The sequence below is a fragment of the Streptomyces sp. NBC_00076 genome, from assembly GCF_045041235.1.
Classification (GTDB): domain Bacteria; phylum Actinomycetota; class Actinomycetes; order Streptomycetales; family Streptomycetaceae; genus Streptomyces.
Genome location: NZ_CP108242.1, coordinates 1,916,505 through 1,934,714, shown reverse-complemented (window position 1 = coordinate 1,934,714; position 18,210 = coordinate 1,916,505). Strand labels below are relative to the sequence as shown.

Annotated in this window: 15 protein-coding genes; 13 read left to right on the top strand and 2 right to left on the bottom strand. The window is 71.6% G+C overall.

Annotated features, from left to right (window positions below; translation table 11 throughout):
- Positions 1–40: 40 nt before the first annotated feature.
- The 8 genes from OHA64_RS08870 to OHA64_RS08835 all read left to right on the top strand — a co-directional run bounded on the left by OHA64_RS08870 (position 41) and on the right by OHA64_RS08835 (position 8,795).
- Positions 41–1,147, top strand: a complete 1,107-nt coding sequence (locus OHA64_RS08870) for a quinone-dependent dihydroorotate dehydrogenase (RefSeq protein ID WP_405610467.1) — start codon at positions 41–43, stop codon at positions 1,145–1,147.
- Positions 1,144–1,983 (top strand): orotidine-5'-phosphate decarboxylase, encoded by an 840-nt coding sequence (gene pyrF, locus OHA64_RS08865; protein WP_405610464.1) that lies wholly within the window; start codon positions 1,144–1,146, stop codon positions 1,981–1,983. The genes OHA64_RS08870 and pyrF overlap by 4 nt, the downstream gene beginning before the upstream one ends.
- A 277-nt stretch (positions 1,984–2,260) precedes the next feature.
- Complete coding sequence (locus tag OHA64_RS08860; RefSeq protein WP_003977346.1) at positions 2,261–2,584, top strand: integration host factor; 324 nt, start codon at positions 2,261–2,263, stop codon at positions 2,582–2,584.
- Between the two features lie 59 nt (positions 2,585–2,643).
- The gene (gene gmk, locus OHA64_RS08855) at positions 2,644–3,201 is read left to right on the top strand and encodes a guanylate kinase (RefSeq protein ID WP_405610461.1); all 558 of its coding nucleotides are present in this window, start codon (positions 2,644–2,646) and stop codon (positions 3,199–3,201) included.
- 73 nt (positions 3,202–3,274) lie between these two features.
- A complete protein-coding gene (gene rpoZ / locus OHA64_RS08850) occupies positions 3,275–3,547 on the top strand; it encodes a DNA-directed RNA polymerase subunit omega (protein WP_003977348.1) in 273 nt (90 codons plus the stop codon).
- 158 nt (positions 3,548–3,705) lie between these two features.
- Positions 3,706–4,908, top strand: coding sequence for a bifunctional phosphopantothenoylcysteine decarboxylase/phosphopantothenate--cysteine ligase CoaBC (gene coaBC / locus OHA64_RS08845; protein WP_405610458.1), 1,203 nt, complete (start codon positions 3,706–3,708; stop codon positions 4,906–4,908).
- Positions 4,909–5,147: 239 nt separating this feature from the next.
- A complete protein-coding gene (gene metK, locus OHA64_RS08840; protein WP_405610455.1) occupies positions 5,148–6,356 on the top strand; it encodes a methionine adenosyltransferase in 1,209 nt (402 codons plus the stop codon).
- 255 nt (positions 6,357–6,611) lie between these two features.
- Positions 6,612–8,795, top strand: coding sequence for a primosomal protein N' (locus tag OHA64_RS08835; RefSeq protein WP_405610452.1), 2,184 nt, complete (start codon positions 6,612–6,614; stop codon positions 8,793–8,795).
- A 198-nt stretch (positions 8,796–8,993) separates the two neighbouring features.
- Here OHA64_RS08835 and OHA64_RS08830 read toward each other — a convergent pair whose 3' ends face one another.
- Entirely contained in the window at positions 8,994–9,536 is a 543-nt protein-coding gene (locus OHA64_RS08830) for a hypothetical protein (RefSeq protein ID WP_405610449.1), read from the bottom strand.
- 337 nt (positions 9,537–9,873) lie between these two features.
- Between OHA64_RS08830 and fmt the strand changes: the two genes are divergently transcribed.
- Positions 9,874–10,806: a methionyl-tRNA formyltransferase gene (gene fmt / locus OHA64_RS08825; protein WP_405610446.1), complete on the top strand. Its 933-nt coding sequence runs from the start codon at positions 9,874–9,876 to the stop codon at positions 10,804–10,806.
- Positions 10,807–10,869: 63 nt separating this feature from the next.
- Positions 10,870–12,288 carry an RsmB/NOP family class I SAM-dependent RNA methyltransferase gene (locus OHA64_RS08820; RefSeq protein WP_405610443.1) on the top strand — a complete coding sequence of 473 codons (1,419 nt, stop codon included), beginning with the start codon at positions 10,870–10,872 and terminating at the stop codon, positions 12,286–12,288.
- Here OHA64_RS08820 and OHA64_RS08815 read toward each other — a convergent pair.
- Positions 12,269–14,416, bottom strand: a complete 2,148-nt coding sequence (locus OHA64_RS08815; protein ID WP_405610440.1) for an MMPL family transporter — start codon at positions 14,414–14,416, stop codon at positions 12,269–12,271. The genes OHA64_RS08820 and OHA64_RS08815 overlap by 20 nt on opposite strands.
- A gap of 185 nt (positions 14,417–14,601) precedes the next feature.
- Between OHA64_RS08815 and rpe the strand changes: the two genes are divergently transcribed.
- The 3 genes from rpe (at position 14,602) to OHA64_RS08800 (ending at position 18,095) form a co-directional block, all read left to right on the top strand.
- Positions 14,602–15,288, top strand: coding sequence for a ribulose-phosphate 3-epimerase (gene rpe, locus OHA64_RS08810; protein WP_405610437.1), 687 nt, complete (start codon positions 14,602–14,604; stop codon positions 15,286–15,288).
- Positions 15,289–15,366: 78 nt separating this feature from the next.
- Positions 15,367–16,410, top strand: a complete 1,044-nt coding sequence (locus OHA64_RS08805; protein WP_405610434.1) for a sugar-binding transcriptional regulator — start codon at positions 15,367–15,369, stop codon at positions 16,408–16,410.
- A gap of 242 nt (positions 16,411–16,652) precedes the next feature.
- A complete protein-coding gene (locus tag OHA64_RS08800) occupies positions 16,653–18,095 on the top strand; it encodes a GuaB1 family IMP dehydrogenase-related protein (RefSeq protein ID WP_405623909.1) in 1,443 nt (480 codons plus the stop codon).
- Positions 18,096–18,210: the final 115 nt, after the last annotated feature.

The window sequence follows — 18,210 nt, the reverse complement described above, 5'->3', positions numbered from 1 at the left end:
TCCTCATGAGGACTTCCGAGGACTTCTGAGGACTCTCGAGATGTACAAGCAATTCTTCCGTCTGGTTTTCACCCGGATGGACCCGGAGCAGGCCCACCACCTGGCCTTCCGCTGGATCCGGTTCGCCGTCCGCATCCCCGTGCTGCGCACCTTCGTGGCCGCCGCGCTCGCCCCCCGGTACAAGGAACTGCGCACGGAGGCGTTCGGACTGCGGATGCACGGCCCCTTCGGGCTCGCCGCGGGCTTCGACAAGAACGCCGTCGCCGTCGACGGCATGGCGATGCTCGGCTTCGACCATGTCGAGATCGGCACGGTCACGGGCGAGCCGCAGCCGGGCAATCCCAAGAAGCGGCTGTTCCGCCTCGTGCAGGACCGAGCGCTGGTCAACCGCATGGGCTTCAACAACGAGGGCTCGCTGGCCGTCGCGGCCCGCCTGGCGTCCCGTACGCCCGTCTTCAGGACGGTCGTGGGCGTGAACATCGGCAAGACCAAGGCCGTCCCGGAGTCCGAGGCCGTCGGCGACTACGTGAAGTCGACCGAGCGGCTGGCTGCGTACGCGGACTACCTGGTCGTGAACGTGTCGTCGCCGAACACGCCCGGGCTGCGCAACCTGCAGGCCACCGAGGCGCTGCGCCCGCTGCTGAGCGCCGTGCGCGAGGCCGCCGACCGTACGGTCACCTCGCGCCGCGTCCCGCTGCTGGTGAAGATCGCACCCGACCTCGCCGACGAGGACGTCGACGCGGTCGCCGACCTGGCCGTCGAACTCGGTCTGGACGGGATCATCGCCACCAACACCACCATCGCGCGCGAGGGCCTCGGCCTGGCATCCGAGCCCTCACTGGTGAAGGAGACCGGCGGCCTGTCCGGAGCACCCCTGAAGGCACGCTCCCTGGAGGTCCTGCGCCGCCTCTACGCGCGCGTGGGCGACCGGATCACCCTCGTGGGTGTCGGGGGCGTCCAGGACGCCGAGGACGCCTGGCAGCGCATCCTGGCGGGTGCCACGCTGGTCCAGGGATACAGCGCCTTCATCTACGAGGGGCCGTTTTACGCTCGCGGCCTCCACAAGGGCCTCGCCGCCCGCCTGAGCGCGAGCCCCTACGCCACCCTCGCCGACGCGGTCGGCGCGGACGTGAGGAAGACGGCATGACCGAGCCCTTCGGCGCGCGCCTGCGCCGCGCCATGGACGAACGCGGCCCCCTGTGCGTGGGCATCGACCCGCATGCCTCCCTGCTCGCCGAGTGGGGCCTGGACGACGACGTGAGGGGTCTGGAGCGGTTCAGCCGCACGGTCGTCGAGGCGATGGCCGACCGGGTCGCGGTGCTCAAGCCGCAGAGCGCCTTCTTCGAGCGCTTCGGCTCACGCGGTGTCGCCGTCCTGGAGACCTCGGTCGAGCAGGCGCGGGCGGCCGGCGCGCTGGTCGTGATGGACGCCAAGCGCGGCGACATCGGCTCGACCATGGCCGCGTACGCCGAGTCCTTCCTCCACCGGGACGCCCCGCTGTTCTCGGACGCCCTGACCGTCTCGCCGTATCTCGGCTACGGATCGCTGTCTCCCGCCGTCGCGCTGGCGCGGGAGAACGGCGCGGGCCTGTTCGTGCTGGCCCTGACCTCCAACCCGGAAGGCGGCGAGGTCCAGCACGCGGTCCGTGCGGACGGCCGGACCGTCGGTGCGGCGATGCTGGCCCACCTGGCGGCCGAGAACGCGGGGGAGCAGCCCCTGGGATCCTTCGGGGCGGTCGTCGGCGCCACGCTGGGCGACCTGTCGTCCTACGAGCTGGACATCAACGGTCCCCTCCTGGCACCGGGCATCGGAGCACAGGGGGCGACTCCGGCGGACCTGCCCGACGTCTTCGGGGCCGCGGTGCGCAATGTCCTGCCGAACGTCAGCCGGGGTGTTCTGCGTCACGGTCCCGACGTCGCCGCGCTGCGAGCTGCTGCGGACCGGTTCGCGGAGGAGATCCGGGCGGCTGTGGACGCCTCCTGAGTGTTTCGGGTCCTTCGGTCAAGTCCTCCGATGAGTGGTTCGAGGCCGACTTGAGTCTGAATACATACTCAAATCCTGGGCAATATGTTCGAAATGTCCGACCTGGCAAAGGCTGACCAGGACTTTTCCGCTGTTCTCGCTGACTCTGGCGGACTTGCCCGCTAGTCTCCGAGCAGAGTGAACGGGCAAGCGTGTTGCTCGTGGCTCCCCAGGTGTGGGGCGAATAGGTTCCTCACCGGTCCGTATCCGACAGTTCGACATCCGAGGTGACGTAGGCGTGGCTCTTCCGCCCCTTACCCCTGAACAGCGCGCAGCCGCGCTCGAAAAGGCCGCCGCGGCTCGCCGGGAGCGGGCCGAGGTCAAGAATCGACTCAAGCACTCCGGCGCCTCCCTGCATGAGGTCATCAAGCAGGGCCAGGAAAACGACGTCATCGGCAAGATGAAGGTCTCCGCCCTGCTTGAGTCCCTGCCTGGCGTGGGCAAGGTCCGCGCCAAGCAGATCATGGAGCGACTCGGCATCTCCGAGAGCCGCCGTGTACGCGGTCTCGGTTCCAACCAGATCGCCTCCCTGGAGCGTGAGTTCGGCAGCACCGGTTCCTGAACCCGGGCACTCCGGACAGGGCGTCCCGGGCACTCCGGGACAGCTGGAATAATCGCTGCATGAGTGAACGTCCTCGGCTGACCGTGCTCTCCGGCCCCTCCGGGGTCGGCAAGAGCACGGTCGTCGCCCATATGCGCAAGGAACACCCCGAGGTCTGGCTCTCGGTGTCGGCGACGACCCGTAGGCCCCGCCCCGGCGAGAAGCACGGAGTCCAGTACTTCTTCGTCACCGACGAGGAGATGGACAAGCTGATCGCCAACGGCGAGCTGCTGGAGTGGGCCGAGTTCGCCGGCAACCGGTACGGCACGCCGCGTGCTGCCGTGCTGGAGCGCCTGGAGGCGGGGGAACCCGTCCTCCTGGAGATCGACCTCCAGGGTGCCCGGCAGGTCCGGGAGTCCATGAAGGACGCCCAACTGGTGTTCCTGGCTCCGCCCTCCTGGGAGGAGCTGGTGCGCAGACTCACCGGCCGGGGCACCGAGCCGCCCGAGGTGATCGAGCGGCGTCTGGACGCGGCGAAGGTCGAACTGGCGGCCGAGCCGGAGTTCGACGTGACCCTGGTCAACACCTCCGTCGAGGACGTGGCGCGTGAGCTGCTAGCCTTGATGGATGTTGTGTGATCGCGGGTACTCCGGGATTCTGACGGGCTCAGTGATCACGACCGATCTTTTCCCATCCATCGGAAGGTAGAGCGTGTCCTCTTCCATCTCCGCGCCCGAGGGCATCATCAACCCGCCGATCGACGAGCTCCTCGAGGCCACCGACTCGAAGTACAGCCTCGTGATCTACGCGGCCAAGCGGGCCCGCCAGATCAACGCGTACTACTCGCAGCTCGGCGAGGGCCTCCTCGAGTACGTCGGTCCGCTCGTCGACACTCACGTCCACGAGAAGCCGCTCTCGATCGCCCTCCGCGAGATCAACGCGGGTCTGCTGACGTCCGAGGCCATCGAGGGCCCGGCTCAGTAGTATTTTCGGATTGCAGTTGACTTTTCCACAGGCCCCGGCAGCGCGACTGCCGGGGCCTGTGGTCTGCTCGGGGTGCGGGGATCGGCCTCGCGATGATGCAGCATGGAGCCGAACGCCGGGAGTCGCGGCGTACCTGTTCCGAGGTCCGGGGAGAGACGGTGGACAAGCCCAAGGTCGTTCTGGGGGTCAGCGGCGGCATCGCCGCGTACAAGGCCTGTGAGCTGCTGCGCAGACTGACCGAGTCGGGGCATGACGTGCGCGTCGTCCCCACCGCCTCCGCCCTGCACTTCGTCGGCGCCGCCACCTGGTCCGCCCTCTCCGGCAATCCGGTCTCGACCGAGGTGTGGGACGACGTCCACGAGGTCCCGCACGTCCGCATCGGCCAGCACGCCGACCTGGTCGTGGTCGCCCCGGCCACTGCGGACATGCTGGCGAAGGCGGCCCACGGCCTCGCCGACGACCTCCTCACCAACACTCTGCTCACCGCCCGCTGCCCGGTCGTCTTCGCGCCCGCCATGCACACGGAGATGTGGGAGCACCCGGCCACCCAGGAGAACGTGGCGACACTGCGCCGCCGGGGCGCGGTCGTCATCGAGCCGGCCGTCGGCCGGCTCACCGGCGTCGACACCGGCAAGGGCCGGCTGCCCGACCCCGCCGAGATCTTCGAGGTCTGCCGCCGGGTGCTCGCCAGAGGAGTGAGGGAACCGGACCTCGTGGGCCGGCACGTGGTCGTGAGCGCCGGGGGCACCCGCGAGCCCCTGGACCCCGTCCGCTTCCTCGGCAACCGCTCCTCCGGCAAGCAGGGCTACGCCCTCGCCCGTACCGCCGCCGCCCGGGGCGCCCGGGTGACGCTGGTCGCGGCGAACACCGGTCTGCCGGACCCCGCGGGTGTGGACGTGGTCCCGGTCGGGACGGCGGTGCAGTTGCGGGAGGCGGTCCTGAAGGCGGCCGCCGACGCCGGCGCGGTCGTGATGGCCGCCGCGGTCGCCGACTTCCGTCCGGGCACCTACGCGGCCGGGAAGATCAAGAAGAAGGACGGTCAGGATCCGGACCCGATCGTGCTCGTACGGAATCCGGACATCCTTGCGGAGATCTCCGCCGACCGGGCTCGCCCGGGCCAGGTGGTCGTCGGTTTCGCCGCCGAGACGGACGACGTGCTGGCCAACGGCCGTGCGAAGCTCCGGCGCAAGGGCTGCGACCTGCTCGTGGTGAACGAGGTGGGGGAGCGCAAGACGTTCGGCTCCGAGGAGAACGAGGCCTTGGTCCTGGGCGCCGACGGCAGCGAGACACCGGTCCCGCACGGGCCCAAGGAAGCCTTGGCCGAAACCGTGTGGGACCTGGTCGTCGAGCGTCTGGGCTGAGGCCTCGTTTCTGCTCAAGAATCGCTCAGGCCTCGCACATTGGGGCGTGGCGTCGCTGGCCAAGCACGCTCGGGATTGGGCAGAATGCCCGTGCCGCAGGTCACAGCACTCCCGAGAGGCGAGACAGGAGGCCCGCTGGCATAGTGCGACCGATAAACTGTTCTCGGACGACGCCGGGCGCAGCCCCCGTCCCGTCCGCCAATGATCAGCCAGCAGCCGCTGCAACCCCAGGGAGCGTTGTGTCCCGTCGCCTGTTCACCTCGGAGTCCGTGACCGAGGGCCACCCCGACAAGATCGCTGACCAGATCAGCGACACCATTCTCGACGCGCTGCTCAAGGAGGACCCGACGTCCCGGGTCGCCGTCGAGACGCTGATCACGACCGGCCTGGTGCATGTGGCCGGTGAGGTCACCACCAAGACCTACGCCCCCATCGCGCAGCTCGTGCGCGACAAGATCCTGGAGATCGGCTACGACTCCTCGAAGAAGGGCTTCGACGGCGCCTCCTGCGGTGTGTCGGTGTCCATCGGCGCGCAGTCCCCGGACATCGCCCAGGGTGTCGACACGGCCTACGAGAACCGCGTCGAGGGTGACGAGGACGAGCTGGACCGCCAGGGCGCGGGTGACCAGGGTCTGATGTTCGGCTACGCGACGGACGAGACCCCCACCCTGATGCCGCTGCCGATCTTCCTGGCGCACCGGCTCTCGAAGCGTCTGTCCGAGGTCCGCAAGAACGGCACCATCCCCTACCTGCGCCCGGACGGCAAGACGCAGGTCACCATCGAGTACGACGGTGACAAGGCAGTCCGCCTGGACACGGTCGTGGTCTCCTCCCAGCACGCCAGCGACATCGACCTGGAGTCGCTGCTGGCCCCCGACATCCGCGAGTTCGTGGTGGAGCCGGAGCTGAAGGCCCTGCTCGACGAGGGCATCAAGCTGGAGACCGAGAACTACCGCCTCCTGGTCAACCCGACCGGCCGCTTCGAGATCGGCGGCCCGATGGGCGACGCCGGCCTGACCGGCCGCAAGATCATCATCGACACGTACGGCGGCATGGCCCGCCACGGCGGCGGTGCCTTCTCGGGCAAGGACCCGTCCAAGGTGGACCGCTCGGCGGCGTACGCGATGCGCTGGGTCGCCAAGAACGTCGTGGCCGCGGGTCTGGCCTCGCGCTGCGAGGTCCAGGTGGCGTACGCGATCGGCAAGGCCGAGCCGGTCGGCCTGTTCGTGGAGACCTTCGGCACGGCCAAGATCGACACCGACCGGATCGAGAAGGCGATCGACGAGGTCTTCGACCTGCGTCCGGCCGCCATCATCCGCGACCTCGACCTGCTCCGCCCGATCTACGCCCAGACCGCGGCGTACGGTCACTTCGGCCGTGAGATCCCCGAGTTCACGTGGGAGAACACGGACCGTGTGGAGGCGCTGCGGAAGGCAGTGGGTCTGTAGACACACGGCTCGCCGCGAGGCCCGGTTCCCTGGTGGGAGCCGGGCCTCGGTCTTGTTCTCTTCCGCGGACCCAGGGCTCTGCCGGCTGCGGCTCCACCGCGATCCGGTCGGGGCCGCGGTCCGATGCCGGGACGGAACCTCGCCGGACCGGTGACGGTGACGGTGACCAGGCTGCGGTCGCGCGGGCGGCCGGAGCCATCGACTGCATCGTGGCGGACGAGAGGGAAACCACCGTGGAGCCCCGGGCCCGGTCGAATGTCAGTGGGGTCTGGTACCAATGATGCTGTGAGCAGCGGGAACGAGGATCCGGAGCGTGCGGCGCAGGACGCGGCGCCCGAGCAGCTCGCGCTCATCCGGGAGAGCGTGCGCAGGGCGAAGACGCCGCGGGCCAAGCCGCGGACCTGGCGGGGCGCCGCGCTGGCCGGGGAACTGCCCGTCGCCCGGGTGCTGGTGGACAAGGGGGTGCTGCACCTCGACCGGTACTTCGACTACGCGGTCCCGGAAGACCTGGACGCCGACGCACAGCCAGGTGTGCGGGTGCGGGTGCGCTTCGGGGCCGGGAGGCACCGGGTGCGGGACGGGCGGCGTGAGGGCGGAGGGCTGATCGACGGGTTCCTCGTCGAGCGGCTCGCCGAATCCGACTACTCCGGGCCGCTGGCCGCACTGGCCCAGGTCGTGTCGCCCGAGCCCGTGCTCGGCGAGGAACTGCTCGGGCTGGCCAGGGCCGTCGCCGACCGGTACGCGGGCAGCCTCGCCGATGTGCTCCAGCTCGCCGTGCCACCGCGCAACGCGCGAGCCGAGCAGCGGCCCTCGCCCGCTCCGCTGCCGCCTCCCGCCGCGCCGGACCCGGGGACCTGGGGGCGGTACGAGCACGGGGCCGCGTTCCTGGAGTCGCTGTCCGCCGGAGGCGCCCCGCGCGCGGTGTGGAACGCGTTGTCGGGGCCGGAGTGGAGTGACGAGCTGGCCCGGGCCGTCGTGGCGACGCTGGCCTCCGGGCGCGGTGCGTTGGTCGTCCTCCCCGACGGCAGGGCGGTCGCACGGGTCGACGCCGCGCTGACCGCGCTGCTGGGGGAGGGGCGGCACGCGGTGCTCACCGCCGACGTCGGCCCCGAGAAACGGTATCGGGAGTGGCTGGCCGTGCGGCGGGGGAGTGTGCGGGCCGTCGTGGGGACCCGGGCCGCCATGTTCGCTCCGGTGCGGGACCTGGGCCTGGTCGCCATGTGGGAGGACGGCGACGACAGCCACAGCGAACAGCACGCACCCCAGCCGCATGCGCGGGAGGTGCTGCTGCTACGGGCAGCTCAGGACAAGTGCGGCTTCCTGCTCGGAAGTTGGAGCTGCACCGTGGAGGCAGCGCAGCTCGTGGAGAGCGGATGGGCGCGGCCGCTCGTCGCCGGGCGGGACCAGGTGCGGGCCGCCGCGCCACTGGTCAGGACCGTGGGCGACGGGGACCTCGCGCGGGACGAGGCGGCGCGGGCCGCGCGGCTGCCGACCCTCGCCTGGCAAGCCGTCAGAGAAGGACTTCGGCACGGGCCGGTGCTGGTGCAGGTGCCCCGGCGGGGATACGTCCCGAGGATGGCCTGCGCCGCCTGTCGGGCGCCCGCGCGGTGCCGGCACTGCTCCGGGCCCCTGGAGGCACAGGAGTCCGGGGCCGCGCTGCGCTGCGGGTGGTGCGGGCGGGAGGACGGCGCCTGGCACTGTCCGGAGTGCGGGGGGTTCCGGCTGCGGGCGCAGGTCGTGGGGGCGCGGCGCACCGCCGAGGAGCTGGGGCGGGCGTTTCCGACGGTCCCGGTACGGACGTCGGGACGCGAGCAGGTGCTGGACACCGTGCCCGGGGCACCCGCGCTGGTGGTGAGCACGCCGGGGGCCGAACCGGTCGCCGAGGGCGGCTACGCGGCGGCTCTGCTGCTGGACGGGTGGGCCATGCTGGGGCGGCCGGACCTGCGCGCCGGTGAGGAGGCGCTGCGGCGGTGGATCGGCGCGGCCGCTCTGGTACGCCCGCAGGGAGCTGGGGGCACCGTCGTGGTGGTCGCCGAGCCCACGCTGCGGCCCGTCCAGGCACTGGTGCGATGGGACCCGGTGGGGCACGCGGTGCGGGAGCTGGCCGAGCGGGCCGAGCTGGGTTTCCCGCCGGTGTCGCGGATGGCGGCCGTGTCGGGGGCCGCTGAGGCGGTCGCGGAGTTTCTGCGGGCGTCGGAACTGCCCCCGGACTCCCAGGTGTTGGGACCCGTGCCGGTGCCTGTCGTGACCGCGGGGCGTCCGCGCAGGGCGGGTGGGCCGCCTCCCGGGGAGCACTGGGAGCGGGCGTTGATCCGGGTGCCGCCGGGGAGCGGGGCGGCGTTGGCCTCCGCGCTGAAGGCGGCCCAGGCGGCGCGGATGGCGCGCGGCGGCACGGAGGCCGGGGTTCGGGTGCGGATCGATCCGCCCGACATCGGGTGAGCGGGCGACGGGCCGGGCCGGGCAGGTCCGTCAGAGTGGACGGTGGCGGTGGCCGTCGCGGTGGCGCCGCGCCCTCGCCGGAGTCTTCGGCCGGCCCGGGTTCTTGGCCCGGTGCCACGGCCACAACCCGGTCAGTGGACAGGGGCGGCACACGTCTGCCCTCCCGGAAGCGTGCCGGGAGGGCAGGGGCGGAATCGGTCAGCCGTTGCGCGGGGCCGGGAAGGCGGTGGGCCTGGCATCCTCGCGGAGGGACGGACTGCCCGCCGTGGGCTGGGTCGGCATGGAGCGGGCGGCGGGGACGGTCGGTACCGCGGAGATGCCCGGGCCCACGTTGACCGGGTGGGACCCCGTGGGTTCCGCGGCCCGCTCGGTCTCGGCGGCCGCCTGGGCGGCGGCACGGCGGGCGCCGTAGCGCCGGTGCACCGCCTGCTTGGTGACTCCGAGGGCGGAGCCCACGGCGTCCCACGAGAAACCGAGTGAACGGTCGAAGTCCACGGCGGCCGTCACCAAGGTCTCGACACTGTCCCGCAGTTCCTGGGCGAGACGGACCGTCGGGGCGGGGGCGCGTCCGTAGACGACGAAGCCCGTGGAGGGGCCGGAGCGGCGCGGGCGGTATACGTTGCCCAACTGGGCGGTGAGGGTGCGAAGTGCGTCCACCTGCCGGCGGACCCGCTCGATGTCCCGCACCAGCAAGTGCAGGCTGGCCCGAGCCTGGGCGTCGTGGGTTGCGTGGTCGGCCATGAACAAGCCTCTCGAACCGGCGTTGAAAAGGATCGGACCGCTCGAATGCGGCCCTTTGCGGTCAACTCTTTCTTGACCAACGCGGATTCGCGCCGCTGGTCACGCATCGGGGGCGTGTACGCATATTCGTACGCCCCTGGAGAGGGGATCGCGCCTCGGTCCGCGGCCTCGGATCTGTTTTCACATGCCGTTCGCCACCCGCGCGCCAGTCGTGGCCAGTTGGCCGGGAGACGGGCCCCTGCGGCGGGGGCGCCTGCCGTCGGCGGCTGTTCCGTACGAGGTCATAGACTTGGGCGTTGGCCGTATCCGCCCCCGCCCGAGAGGCCCGAACCCACCCATGAAGCTCGTCTTCGCCGGTACCCCCGAGGTCGCCGTTCCCGCTCTGGACGCTCTGCTCGCCTCCGGGCGGCACGAGGTGGCCGCTGTCGTCACGCGGCCCGACGCGCCGGCCGGGCGTGGGCGGAGGCTGGTCGCCTCTCCCGTCGCCGAGCGGGCCGAGGAGGCCGGGATCGAGGTGCTGAAGCCCGTCAAGCCGCGGGACCCGGCGTTCCTGGAGCGGCTGCGAGAGATCGCCCCGGACTGCTGTCCCGTCGTCGCCTACGGAGCCCTGCTGCCCCGAGTCGCCCTCGACATCCCCGCCCATGGCTGGGTCAACCTGCACTTCTCGCTGCTGCCCGCCTGGCGCGGCGCCGCTCCCGTGCAGCACTCCGTCATGGCGGGCGACGAGATCACGGGGGCCACCACCTTCCTCATCGAGGAGGGACTCGACTCCGGGCCCGTCTACGGGACGGTGACCGAGACCGTCCGGCCCACCGACACCAGCGGCGACCTGCTGACCCGGCTCGCCTTCGCCGGCGCCGGGCTGCTGACCGCCACCATGGACGGGATCGAGGACGGCTCGCTGAAGGCCGCACCGCAGCCTGCCGAGGGCGTCACCCAGGCCCCGAAGATCACCGTCGAGGACGCCCAGGTGGACTGGCACACGCCGGCGCTGCGGGTCGACCGGGTGGTGCGCGGATGCACCCCGGCCCCCGGCGCCTGGACCACCTTCCGCGGCGAGCGGCTCAAGCTCATCCAGGTCCGGCCCGTTCCCGAGCGCACCGACCTCGCGCCCGGGGTGCCGGCCGTCGGAAAGAACGACGTGCACGTGGGCACCGGCTCGTACGCCGTCGAGCTGCTGTGGGTGCAGGCCCAGGGCAAGAAGCCGATGCGGGCCGCCGACTGGGCCCGCGGCGTACGCATCGGCGGCGGCGAGACCCTCGGCGGGTGACGCGGAGGCCCGCGGACTTAGGCTTGGCGCGTACATCTTCCTGAAATCCGGAGCACCTTTTTCGTGAGCGACCAGCCCCGTCGGCCCGGCAAGACCGGCAAGCCCTACCGTCGGCCCCAGAAGGACCCCGTCCGCATGCTCGCCTTCGAGGCGCTGCGGGCCGTGGACGAGCGGGACGCGTACGCCAACCTCGTCCTGCCGCCCCTGCTGCGGAAGGCACGCGAGAAGGGCGGCTTCGACGGGCGGGACGCGGCCCTCGCGACGGAGCTGGTGTACGGGACGCTGCGGTGGCAGGGGACGTACGACGCCGTCATCGCCGCCTGTGTCGACCGGCCGCTGCGGGACGTCGACCCCCCGGTGCTCGACGTGCTCGGACTGGGAGTGCACCAGCTGCTCGGGACACGGATCCCGACGCATGCCGCGGTGTCCGCCTCCGTCGAGCTCGCCCGGGTCGTGCTCGGTGACGGGCGGGCCAAGTTCGTCAACGCGGTGCTGCGCAAGGTCGCGCAGGCCGATCTGGACGGGTGGCTCGAGAAGGTCGCCCCGCCCTACGAGGACGACCCCGAGGACCATCTGTCCGTCGTGCACTCGCACCCCCGCTGGGTCGTCTCCGCGCTGTGGGACTCGCTCGGCGGCGGGCGGGCCGGGATCGAGGAGCTGCTGGAGGCGGACAACGAGCGGCCCGAGGTGACCCTGGTCGCCCGGCCGGGGCGGTCCACGGCCGAGGAGCTCCTGAGGGAGGACGCGGCGCTGCCGGGGCGCTGGTCGCCGTACGCGGTGCGGCTGGCCGAGGGCGGCGAGCCGGGTGCCGTCGAGGCCGTACGGGAGGGCCGGGCCGGGGTGCAGGACGAGGGCAGCCAGCTCGTCGCGCTGGCGCTCGCGAACGCGCCCCTGGACGGGCGGGACGAGAAGTGGCTCGACGGATGTGCCGGCCCGGGTGGCAAGGCCGCGCTGCTCGCCGCCCTCGCCGCCGAGCGCGGGGCCTTCCTGCTCGCCTCCGAGAAGCAGCCGCACCGGGCCGGGCTGGTGGCCCGGGCCCTCGCCGGGAACCCCGGGCCGTACCAGGTCATCGCCGCCGACGGGACCCGTCCGCCGTGGCGGCCCGGTTCCTTCGACCGGGTGCTGATGGACGTGCCGTGCACCGGGCTCGGCGCGCTGCGGCGGCGGCCGGAGGCGCGGTGGCGCAGGCGGCCCGAGGACCTCGACGGGTTCGCGCCACTGCAGCGCGGCCTGCTGCGCACCGCCCTGGAGTCCGTCCGCGTCGGCGGGATCGTCGGCTACGCCACCTGCTCGCCCCACCTCGCCGAGACCCGGGCCGTCGTCGACGACCTGCTCAAGCAGCGGCCCGATGCCGAACTCGTCGACGCCCGCCCGCTGTTGCCGGGCGTGCCGGATCTCGGCGAAGGCCCCGACGTACAGCTGTGGCCGCATGTGCACGGGACCGACGCGATGTACCTGGCGCTCATTCGGCGGACCGGCTGACACCCGCCTCCACCGACTCGGGCGCCGGTGCCCCGCCGTCCTCGCGGGCCAGCCGGTGTGGCCACCACACCTTCGGGCCGACGTCCAGGAACAGGGACGGGGCCAGCACCGACCGCACCACGAACGTGTCGATCAGCACACCGAGGGCGACCGCGAAGCCGATCTCCGCGAAGGCGACCATCGGGAGTGTGCCGAGGGCGGCGAAGGTGCCGGCCAGGACCAGGCCGGCGGAGGTGATGACCGCGCCCGTCGTCGCGAGGCCCGTCACCACGCCCCGCCGGGTGCCCTGACGGGCCGCCTCCTCGCGGATCCGGGTGGTCAGGAAGATGTTGTAGTCGATGCCCAGGGCGACCAGGAAGACGAACACGAACAACGGGAAGTCCGTCGACTCGCCCGCGTAGTCGAACAGGTGGCGGAACGCGAGCGCGCTGAGGCCGAGTGCCGCCGCGAACGACAGGATCACCGTTCCGACCAGTAGCAACGGGGCGATCAGGGCGCGCAGCAGCAGGCTCAGGATCAGCAGCACGACGACCAGCACCAGCGGGATGATCAGCAGGTTGTCGTGCGTGGTCGCCTTGTCCGCGTCCAACAGGGCGGCCGTACCGCCGCCCACCTGGGCGTCCGCGTCCGGCACCGCGTGCACGACGTCCCGGACCCGCTCCACGGTCTGTTTCGCCGCCTCGCTGTCGGCCGGGTCGCTCATGGTGGCCTCGAACAGCACCTTGCCCTCGAAGGACGGTTTCGTGTTCGGTGGCAGGCCGAGCGACTCGGGGACCACGCCCCGGGTCGCGGCGACCGCCTCGCGGACCTGCCCCGCCTGCGCCTGGTCGCTGACGATGACCAGGGGATCGCCGCTGCCCGCCGGGAAGTAGCGTGCCGAGACCTCCTGGCCGACGATCGAGTCCGGTTTCCCGGTGAACGCGTCCGCGTTGCTGATGCCCTCCGCGCGCAGCTGGATCAGGCCGAGCGAGCAGACCGCCAGTACCAGGGCCGTCACGCCCCAGACCCTGCGCGGGCGACGGGCCATCCGGCGGCCCAGACGGGCCCACACGCCGCGCTCGGTCGGGTCGGGGGCACCGAAGTGCGGGATCACCGGCCAGAAGATCCAACGGCCGAAGATCACCAGCAGGGCCGGGAACAGGGTCGTCATCGCCAGCAGGGCGACCGCCACGCCGATCGCGGCGACCGGGCCGAGACCACTGGTCGAGTTCATCTCGGCGGCCAGCAGCATCAGCATGCTCAGTACGACCGTCACGCCCGAGGCCAGCACTGCCGGACCGGCGCGGTGCAGCGCCAGCGCCATCGCCTCGTGCCGGTCCTCGTGACGGCGCAGCTCTTCCCGGTAACGGGCCACGAGCAGCAGCGCGTAGTCCGTGCCCGCGCCGAAGACGAGGACCGTGAGAATGCCGGCGCTCTGGCCGTTGACGGTCAGGCCCGCGTGCTCCGCCAGCAGGTAGATCAGGGCCTGCGCGGTGAACAGGGCGGCGATCACCGAGAGCAGCGGGACCAGGATGAGGGTGGGGCTGCGGTAGGTGAGGAGCAGCATCACGATGACGACGCCCATCGCCGAGACCAGCAGCGTGGAGTCGATCCCCTCGAAGGCCTCGGAGAAGTCCGCGGAGGTCCCGCCCGGGCCCGTGATGTGCACGGCGAGGCCGCCGCCACCCTCGCCGACGATGTCACGGATCGAGTCGACGGCGGGCGCGATCCGCTCCCAGCCCTTCTCGTCCATCGTGATCGGTACGAGGATCTGGGCGGCGCGCGGATCGGTCGGCCGGTCGTAGACCGGGCCCCGGGTCTCGGCGCCGCGGATGCCGTGGTCCGTCAGCTGTTTGAGCTGGGCCGTGTCCTCGGTGATCTGCGCCCGGTCCTGGGTGGTCAGGCCGCCCTCGCGGGCGTACACGACGGCCGCCGGGATCTGTTCCGGCCTGAAGTCCTCGGAGATCTGCAGGACTTGGGTCGACTCGGCCGAGCCGGGCAGCCAGGAGGCCGCGTCGTTGTCCTGCGCGTCGGTCAGCTTCTGGGCGAGCGGTGCCGTGAGGAACAACGCCACCAGCCACAACACCAGCACCAGCCACTTGGCACGCCGCCCGCACACCAGGTGCGCGACGCCTCGCTTCTCGTTCATGGACACCCCCGGAAACGGTCGGCCGACAGTGCCCGAGACCGGGTCCCGCGAGGGGTACGAGGCGTGACACCGTGCGGCTGCGCCACGTGGGCGTGCTCAACCACGCACGGTACGCGGCGTTCATCCGACGGTATCCACATCGGACCGATGCCGCTAACCCCCGGAGGGCATGGCAGTCTTGGGTCATGGCCGCGCAGATCAACCCCAGCATTCTGTCCGCCGACTTCGCCCGCCTCGCGGACGAGGCGAAGGCGGTCGAAGGAGCCGACTGGCTTCATGTCGACGTCATGGACAACCATTTCGTCCCGAACCTCACGCTTGGTGTGCCGGTCGTAGAGTCGCTGGCCCGTGCGACGGACACGCCGCTGGACTGCCATCTGATGATCGAGGCCCCCGATCGGTGGGCGCCCCAGTACGTCGAGGCAGGGGCCTCTTCCGTCACCTTCCATGTGGAGGCGGCCGCCGCTCCGGTCCGGCTCGCCCGGGAGATCCGCTCCAAGGGCGCCCGCGCCGCCATGGCGCTGAGGCCCGCGACGCCCGTCGAGCCGTACGAGGATCTGCTTCCCGAACTCGACATGCTGCTGATCATGACGGTCGAGCCGGGCTTCGGGGGACAAGCGTTTCTCGACATCATGCTGCCGAAGATCCGCCGCAGCCGCGAGTTGATCAACAAGCACGGTCTCGAGCTGTGGCTCCAGGTCGACGGCGGTGTCTCGGCCTCCACCATCGAGCGCTGCGCGGACGCGGGCGCCGATGTGTTCGTCGCGGGATCGGCGGTCTACGGGGCGTCGGACCCGGCCGAGGCGGTACGTGCATTGCGCACCCAAGCCGAGGGGGCGACCGCCAGGGCGAGCTGGGCGTGCGACCACTGAACCAAGGGAACGTGAACGGGCTCCCATCAGGGCCGATCAAGTGCGCCGGATCTGCAAGGATGAAGGCGAATCCAGAATGTGAACAGCAGTGAGGAGATCGCCGTGTCGGGTATGTCGGCGGGCCGGTCAGCCATGCGGATGGGACCCGCTGAGCTGGTGCAGGCGGCGGCCATGGCCCGCCGCTTCTACCTCGAGGGCAAGTCCAAGATCCAGATCGCGGAGGAGTTCGGCGTCAGCCGCTTCAAGGTGGCCCGGGTCCTGGAGACCGCCCTCGAACGGGATCTCGTGCGGATCGAGATCCGCGTGCCGGCCGAACTGGACGCGGAGCGCTCTGACGCGCTGCGCGCCCGTTACGGCCTCAGGCACGCCGTCGTGGTGGAGTCCCCGGCCGAGGCCGAGGAGACACCCGACCCGGAGAACTTGGGGGAAGTGGCCGCAGAACTGCTCGGTGAACTCCTGAACGAAGGTGATGTGCTGGGCCTGGCCTGGGGCCGGTCCACCATTCACATGGCGGCGGCGCTCGACCGGCTGCCGCCCTGCACGGTCGTGCAGCTGACGGGTGTGTACGACGCCGGGACCGCGGAACGCGGCTCGGTCGAGGCCGTGCGCCGCGCCGCCCAGGTGTCCGGCGGCGACGCGCACCCCATCTACGCGCCGATGCTGCTGCCGGACGCGGCCACCGCACAGGCGCTGCGCCACCAGACCGGGATTGCCCGGGCCTTCGAGTACTTCGACAAGGTCACGGTCGCCTGTGTCTCGATCGGTTCCTGGGAGCCGGGCATCTCCACGGTGCACGACATGCTCAGCGACGAGGAGCGCTCGCACTACGCCTCGCTCGGCGTCGCCGCCGAGATGTCCGCGCACCTCTTCGACGCCGAGGGCCGCCGGGTCGGGCGGGATCTGGGCGAGCGGTGCATCACCGTCAAGGCCGACCAGCTCCGCCGTATCCCCGAGGTGGTCGCGATCGCGGGCGGGCAGCGCAAGGCGGCGGCCATCGACGCGGTACTGCGGTCGGGGCTCGTCACCAGCCTGGTGACGGACACGTCGGCGGCGGACTACCTGCTGACCGGCGGACCGACGCCGAAGTCCGCCCTCAACCGGGCCGATCCCGACGGGATCTGACGAACCGCCACAGGGGGCGGCCGTGGCGGCGTACCGCCACGGCCGCCCCCTGCGTGGTCGGCCGTACCGATGATCACTACGAGGTCTCTCGCCCTTGGAGGTTCCTCCTAGGAGCCCTCTGACCTGCCTGGATGATCCGACCGGGCATCGCTTTCCAGCCGCCATGGGACAATGAGGTACGTGCTCTTCCCCCTGGCTGACCTGTCCGGGGGCCACCTCTGATCGACTGGGATGTGCAGCACGTGCGTTTCCTCAACGACATCCAGCCCCCGTACGACCTGACGTACGACGACGTGTTCATGGTGCCGAGCCGCAGCGCGGTCGGCTCGCGGCAGGACGTGGACCTCAGCGCCCCGGACGGTACGGGCACCACGATCCCGCTGGTCGTCGCCAACATGACCGCCATCGCCGGGCGCCGCATGGCCGAGACGGTCGCCCGGCGCGGCGGTCTGGTCGTCATCCCGCAGGACATCCCGATCGAGGTCGTCGCCGAGGTCGTCTCCTGGGTGAAGGGCCGCCACCACGTCCTGGACACGCCGATCGAACTGGCCCCGCACCAGACCGTCGCCGACGCGCTGTCCCTGCTGCCCAAGCGCGCGCACAACGCCGGTGTGGTCGTCGACGAGGACCGGCGGCCGATCGGCGTGGTCACCGACCGGGACCTGGATGGTGTGGACCGCTTCACCCAGCTCGAAGTGGTCATGTCCAAGGACCTGTTGCTGCTCGACGCGGACATCGACCCGCGCGAGGCCTTCAACCGGCTGGACGCGGCCAACCGCCGCTACGCGCCCGCCGTCGACCAGGACGGCCGCCTCGCCGGCATCCTCACCCGCAAGGGCGCCCTGCGCGCCACGCTCTACACCCCGGCCGTGGACGCGCGGGGCGGGCTGCGCATCGCCGCCGCCGTCGGCATCAACGGCGATGTCGCGGGCAAGGCCGAGGAACTGCTCGAGGCGGGCGTCGACACCCTCGTCATCGACACGGCGCACGGCCACCAGGAGTCGATGATCAGCGCGATCAAGCTGGTGCGCGACCTCGACCCGCGGGTACCGATCGTCGCGGGCAACATCGTCGCCGCGGAGGGCGTCCGGGACCTGGTCGAGGCGGGCGCCGACATCATCAAGGTGGGAGTGGGCCCCGGCGCCATGTGCACCACCCGCATGATGACCGGCGTCGGCCGGCCGCAGTTCTCGGCGGTCCTGGAGTGCGCCGCCGAGGCGCGGAAGTACGGAAAGCACGTGTGGGCCGACGGCGGCGTCCGGCACCCGCGCGATGTCGCCATGGCACTCGCGGCCGGTGCGTCCAACGTGATGATCGGGTCCTGGTTCGCGGGCACCTACGAGTCCCCGGGCGACCTCCAGCAGGACGCCGGCGGCCGCCTCTACAAGGAGTCGTTCGGCATGGCGTCCGCGCGTGCCGTGGCCAACCGCACGTCCGAGGAGTCGGGGTACGACCGGGCCCGCAAGGGGCTCTTCGAGGAGGGCATCTCCACCTCCCGGATGTTCCTCGACCCGGCCCGGCCGGGCGTCGAGGACCTGATCGACTCGATCATCGCGGGCGTCCGCTCCTCCTGCACCTACGCCGGCGCCGGCTCCCTGGAGGAGTTCGCCGAGAAGGCGGTCGTCGGCATCCAGAGCGCCGCCGGCTACGCCGAGGGCAAGCCCCTGCACGCCAGCTGGGGCTGAGCGGCGCCCTCCCGTACGGCCCCCGCGCAACGGTCGAGAGCCCCCGCGCAACGAACATCCGCCCACCCTCGATGAACGCAACGATCTTGCGGCGGTGCGCAAAGTTGCCACATTA

Bases quoted from the DNA above. Each gene is read 5' to 3' on its own strand.
- OHA64_RS08870 (WP_405610467.1), top strand. From the start codon at position 41: ATGTACAAGCAATTCTTCCGTCTGGTTTTCACCCGGATGGACCCGGAG.
- pyrF (WP_405610464.1), top strand. From the start codon at position 1,144: ATGACCGAGCCCTTCGGCGCGCGCCTGCGCCGCGCCATGGACGAACGC.
- gmk (WP_405610461.1), top strand. From the start codon at position 2,644: ATGAGTGAACGTCCTCGGCTGACCGTGCTCTCCGGCCCCTCCGGGGTC.
- OHA64_RS08835 (WP_405610452.1), top strand. From the start codon at position 6,612: ATGTCAGTGGGGTCTGGTACCAATGATGCTGTGAGCAGCGGGAACGAG.
- OHA64_RS08830 (WP_405610449.1), bottom strand. From the start codon at position 9,536: ATGGCCGACCACGCAACCCACGACGCCCAGGCTCGGGCCAGCCTGCAC.
- fmt (WP_405610446.1), top strand. From the start codon at position 9,874: ATGAAGCTCGTCTTCGCCGGTACCCCCGAGGTCGCCGTTCCCGCTCTG.
- OHA64_RS08815 (WP_405610440.1), bottom strand. From the start codon at position 14,416: ATGAACGAGAAGCGAGGCGTCGCGCACCTGGTGTGCGGGCGGCGTGCC.
- rpe (WP_405610437.1), top strand. From the start codon at position 14,602: ATGGCCGCGCAGATCAACCCCAGCATTCTGTCCGCCGACTTCGCCCGC.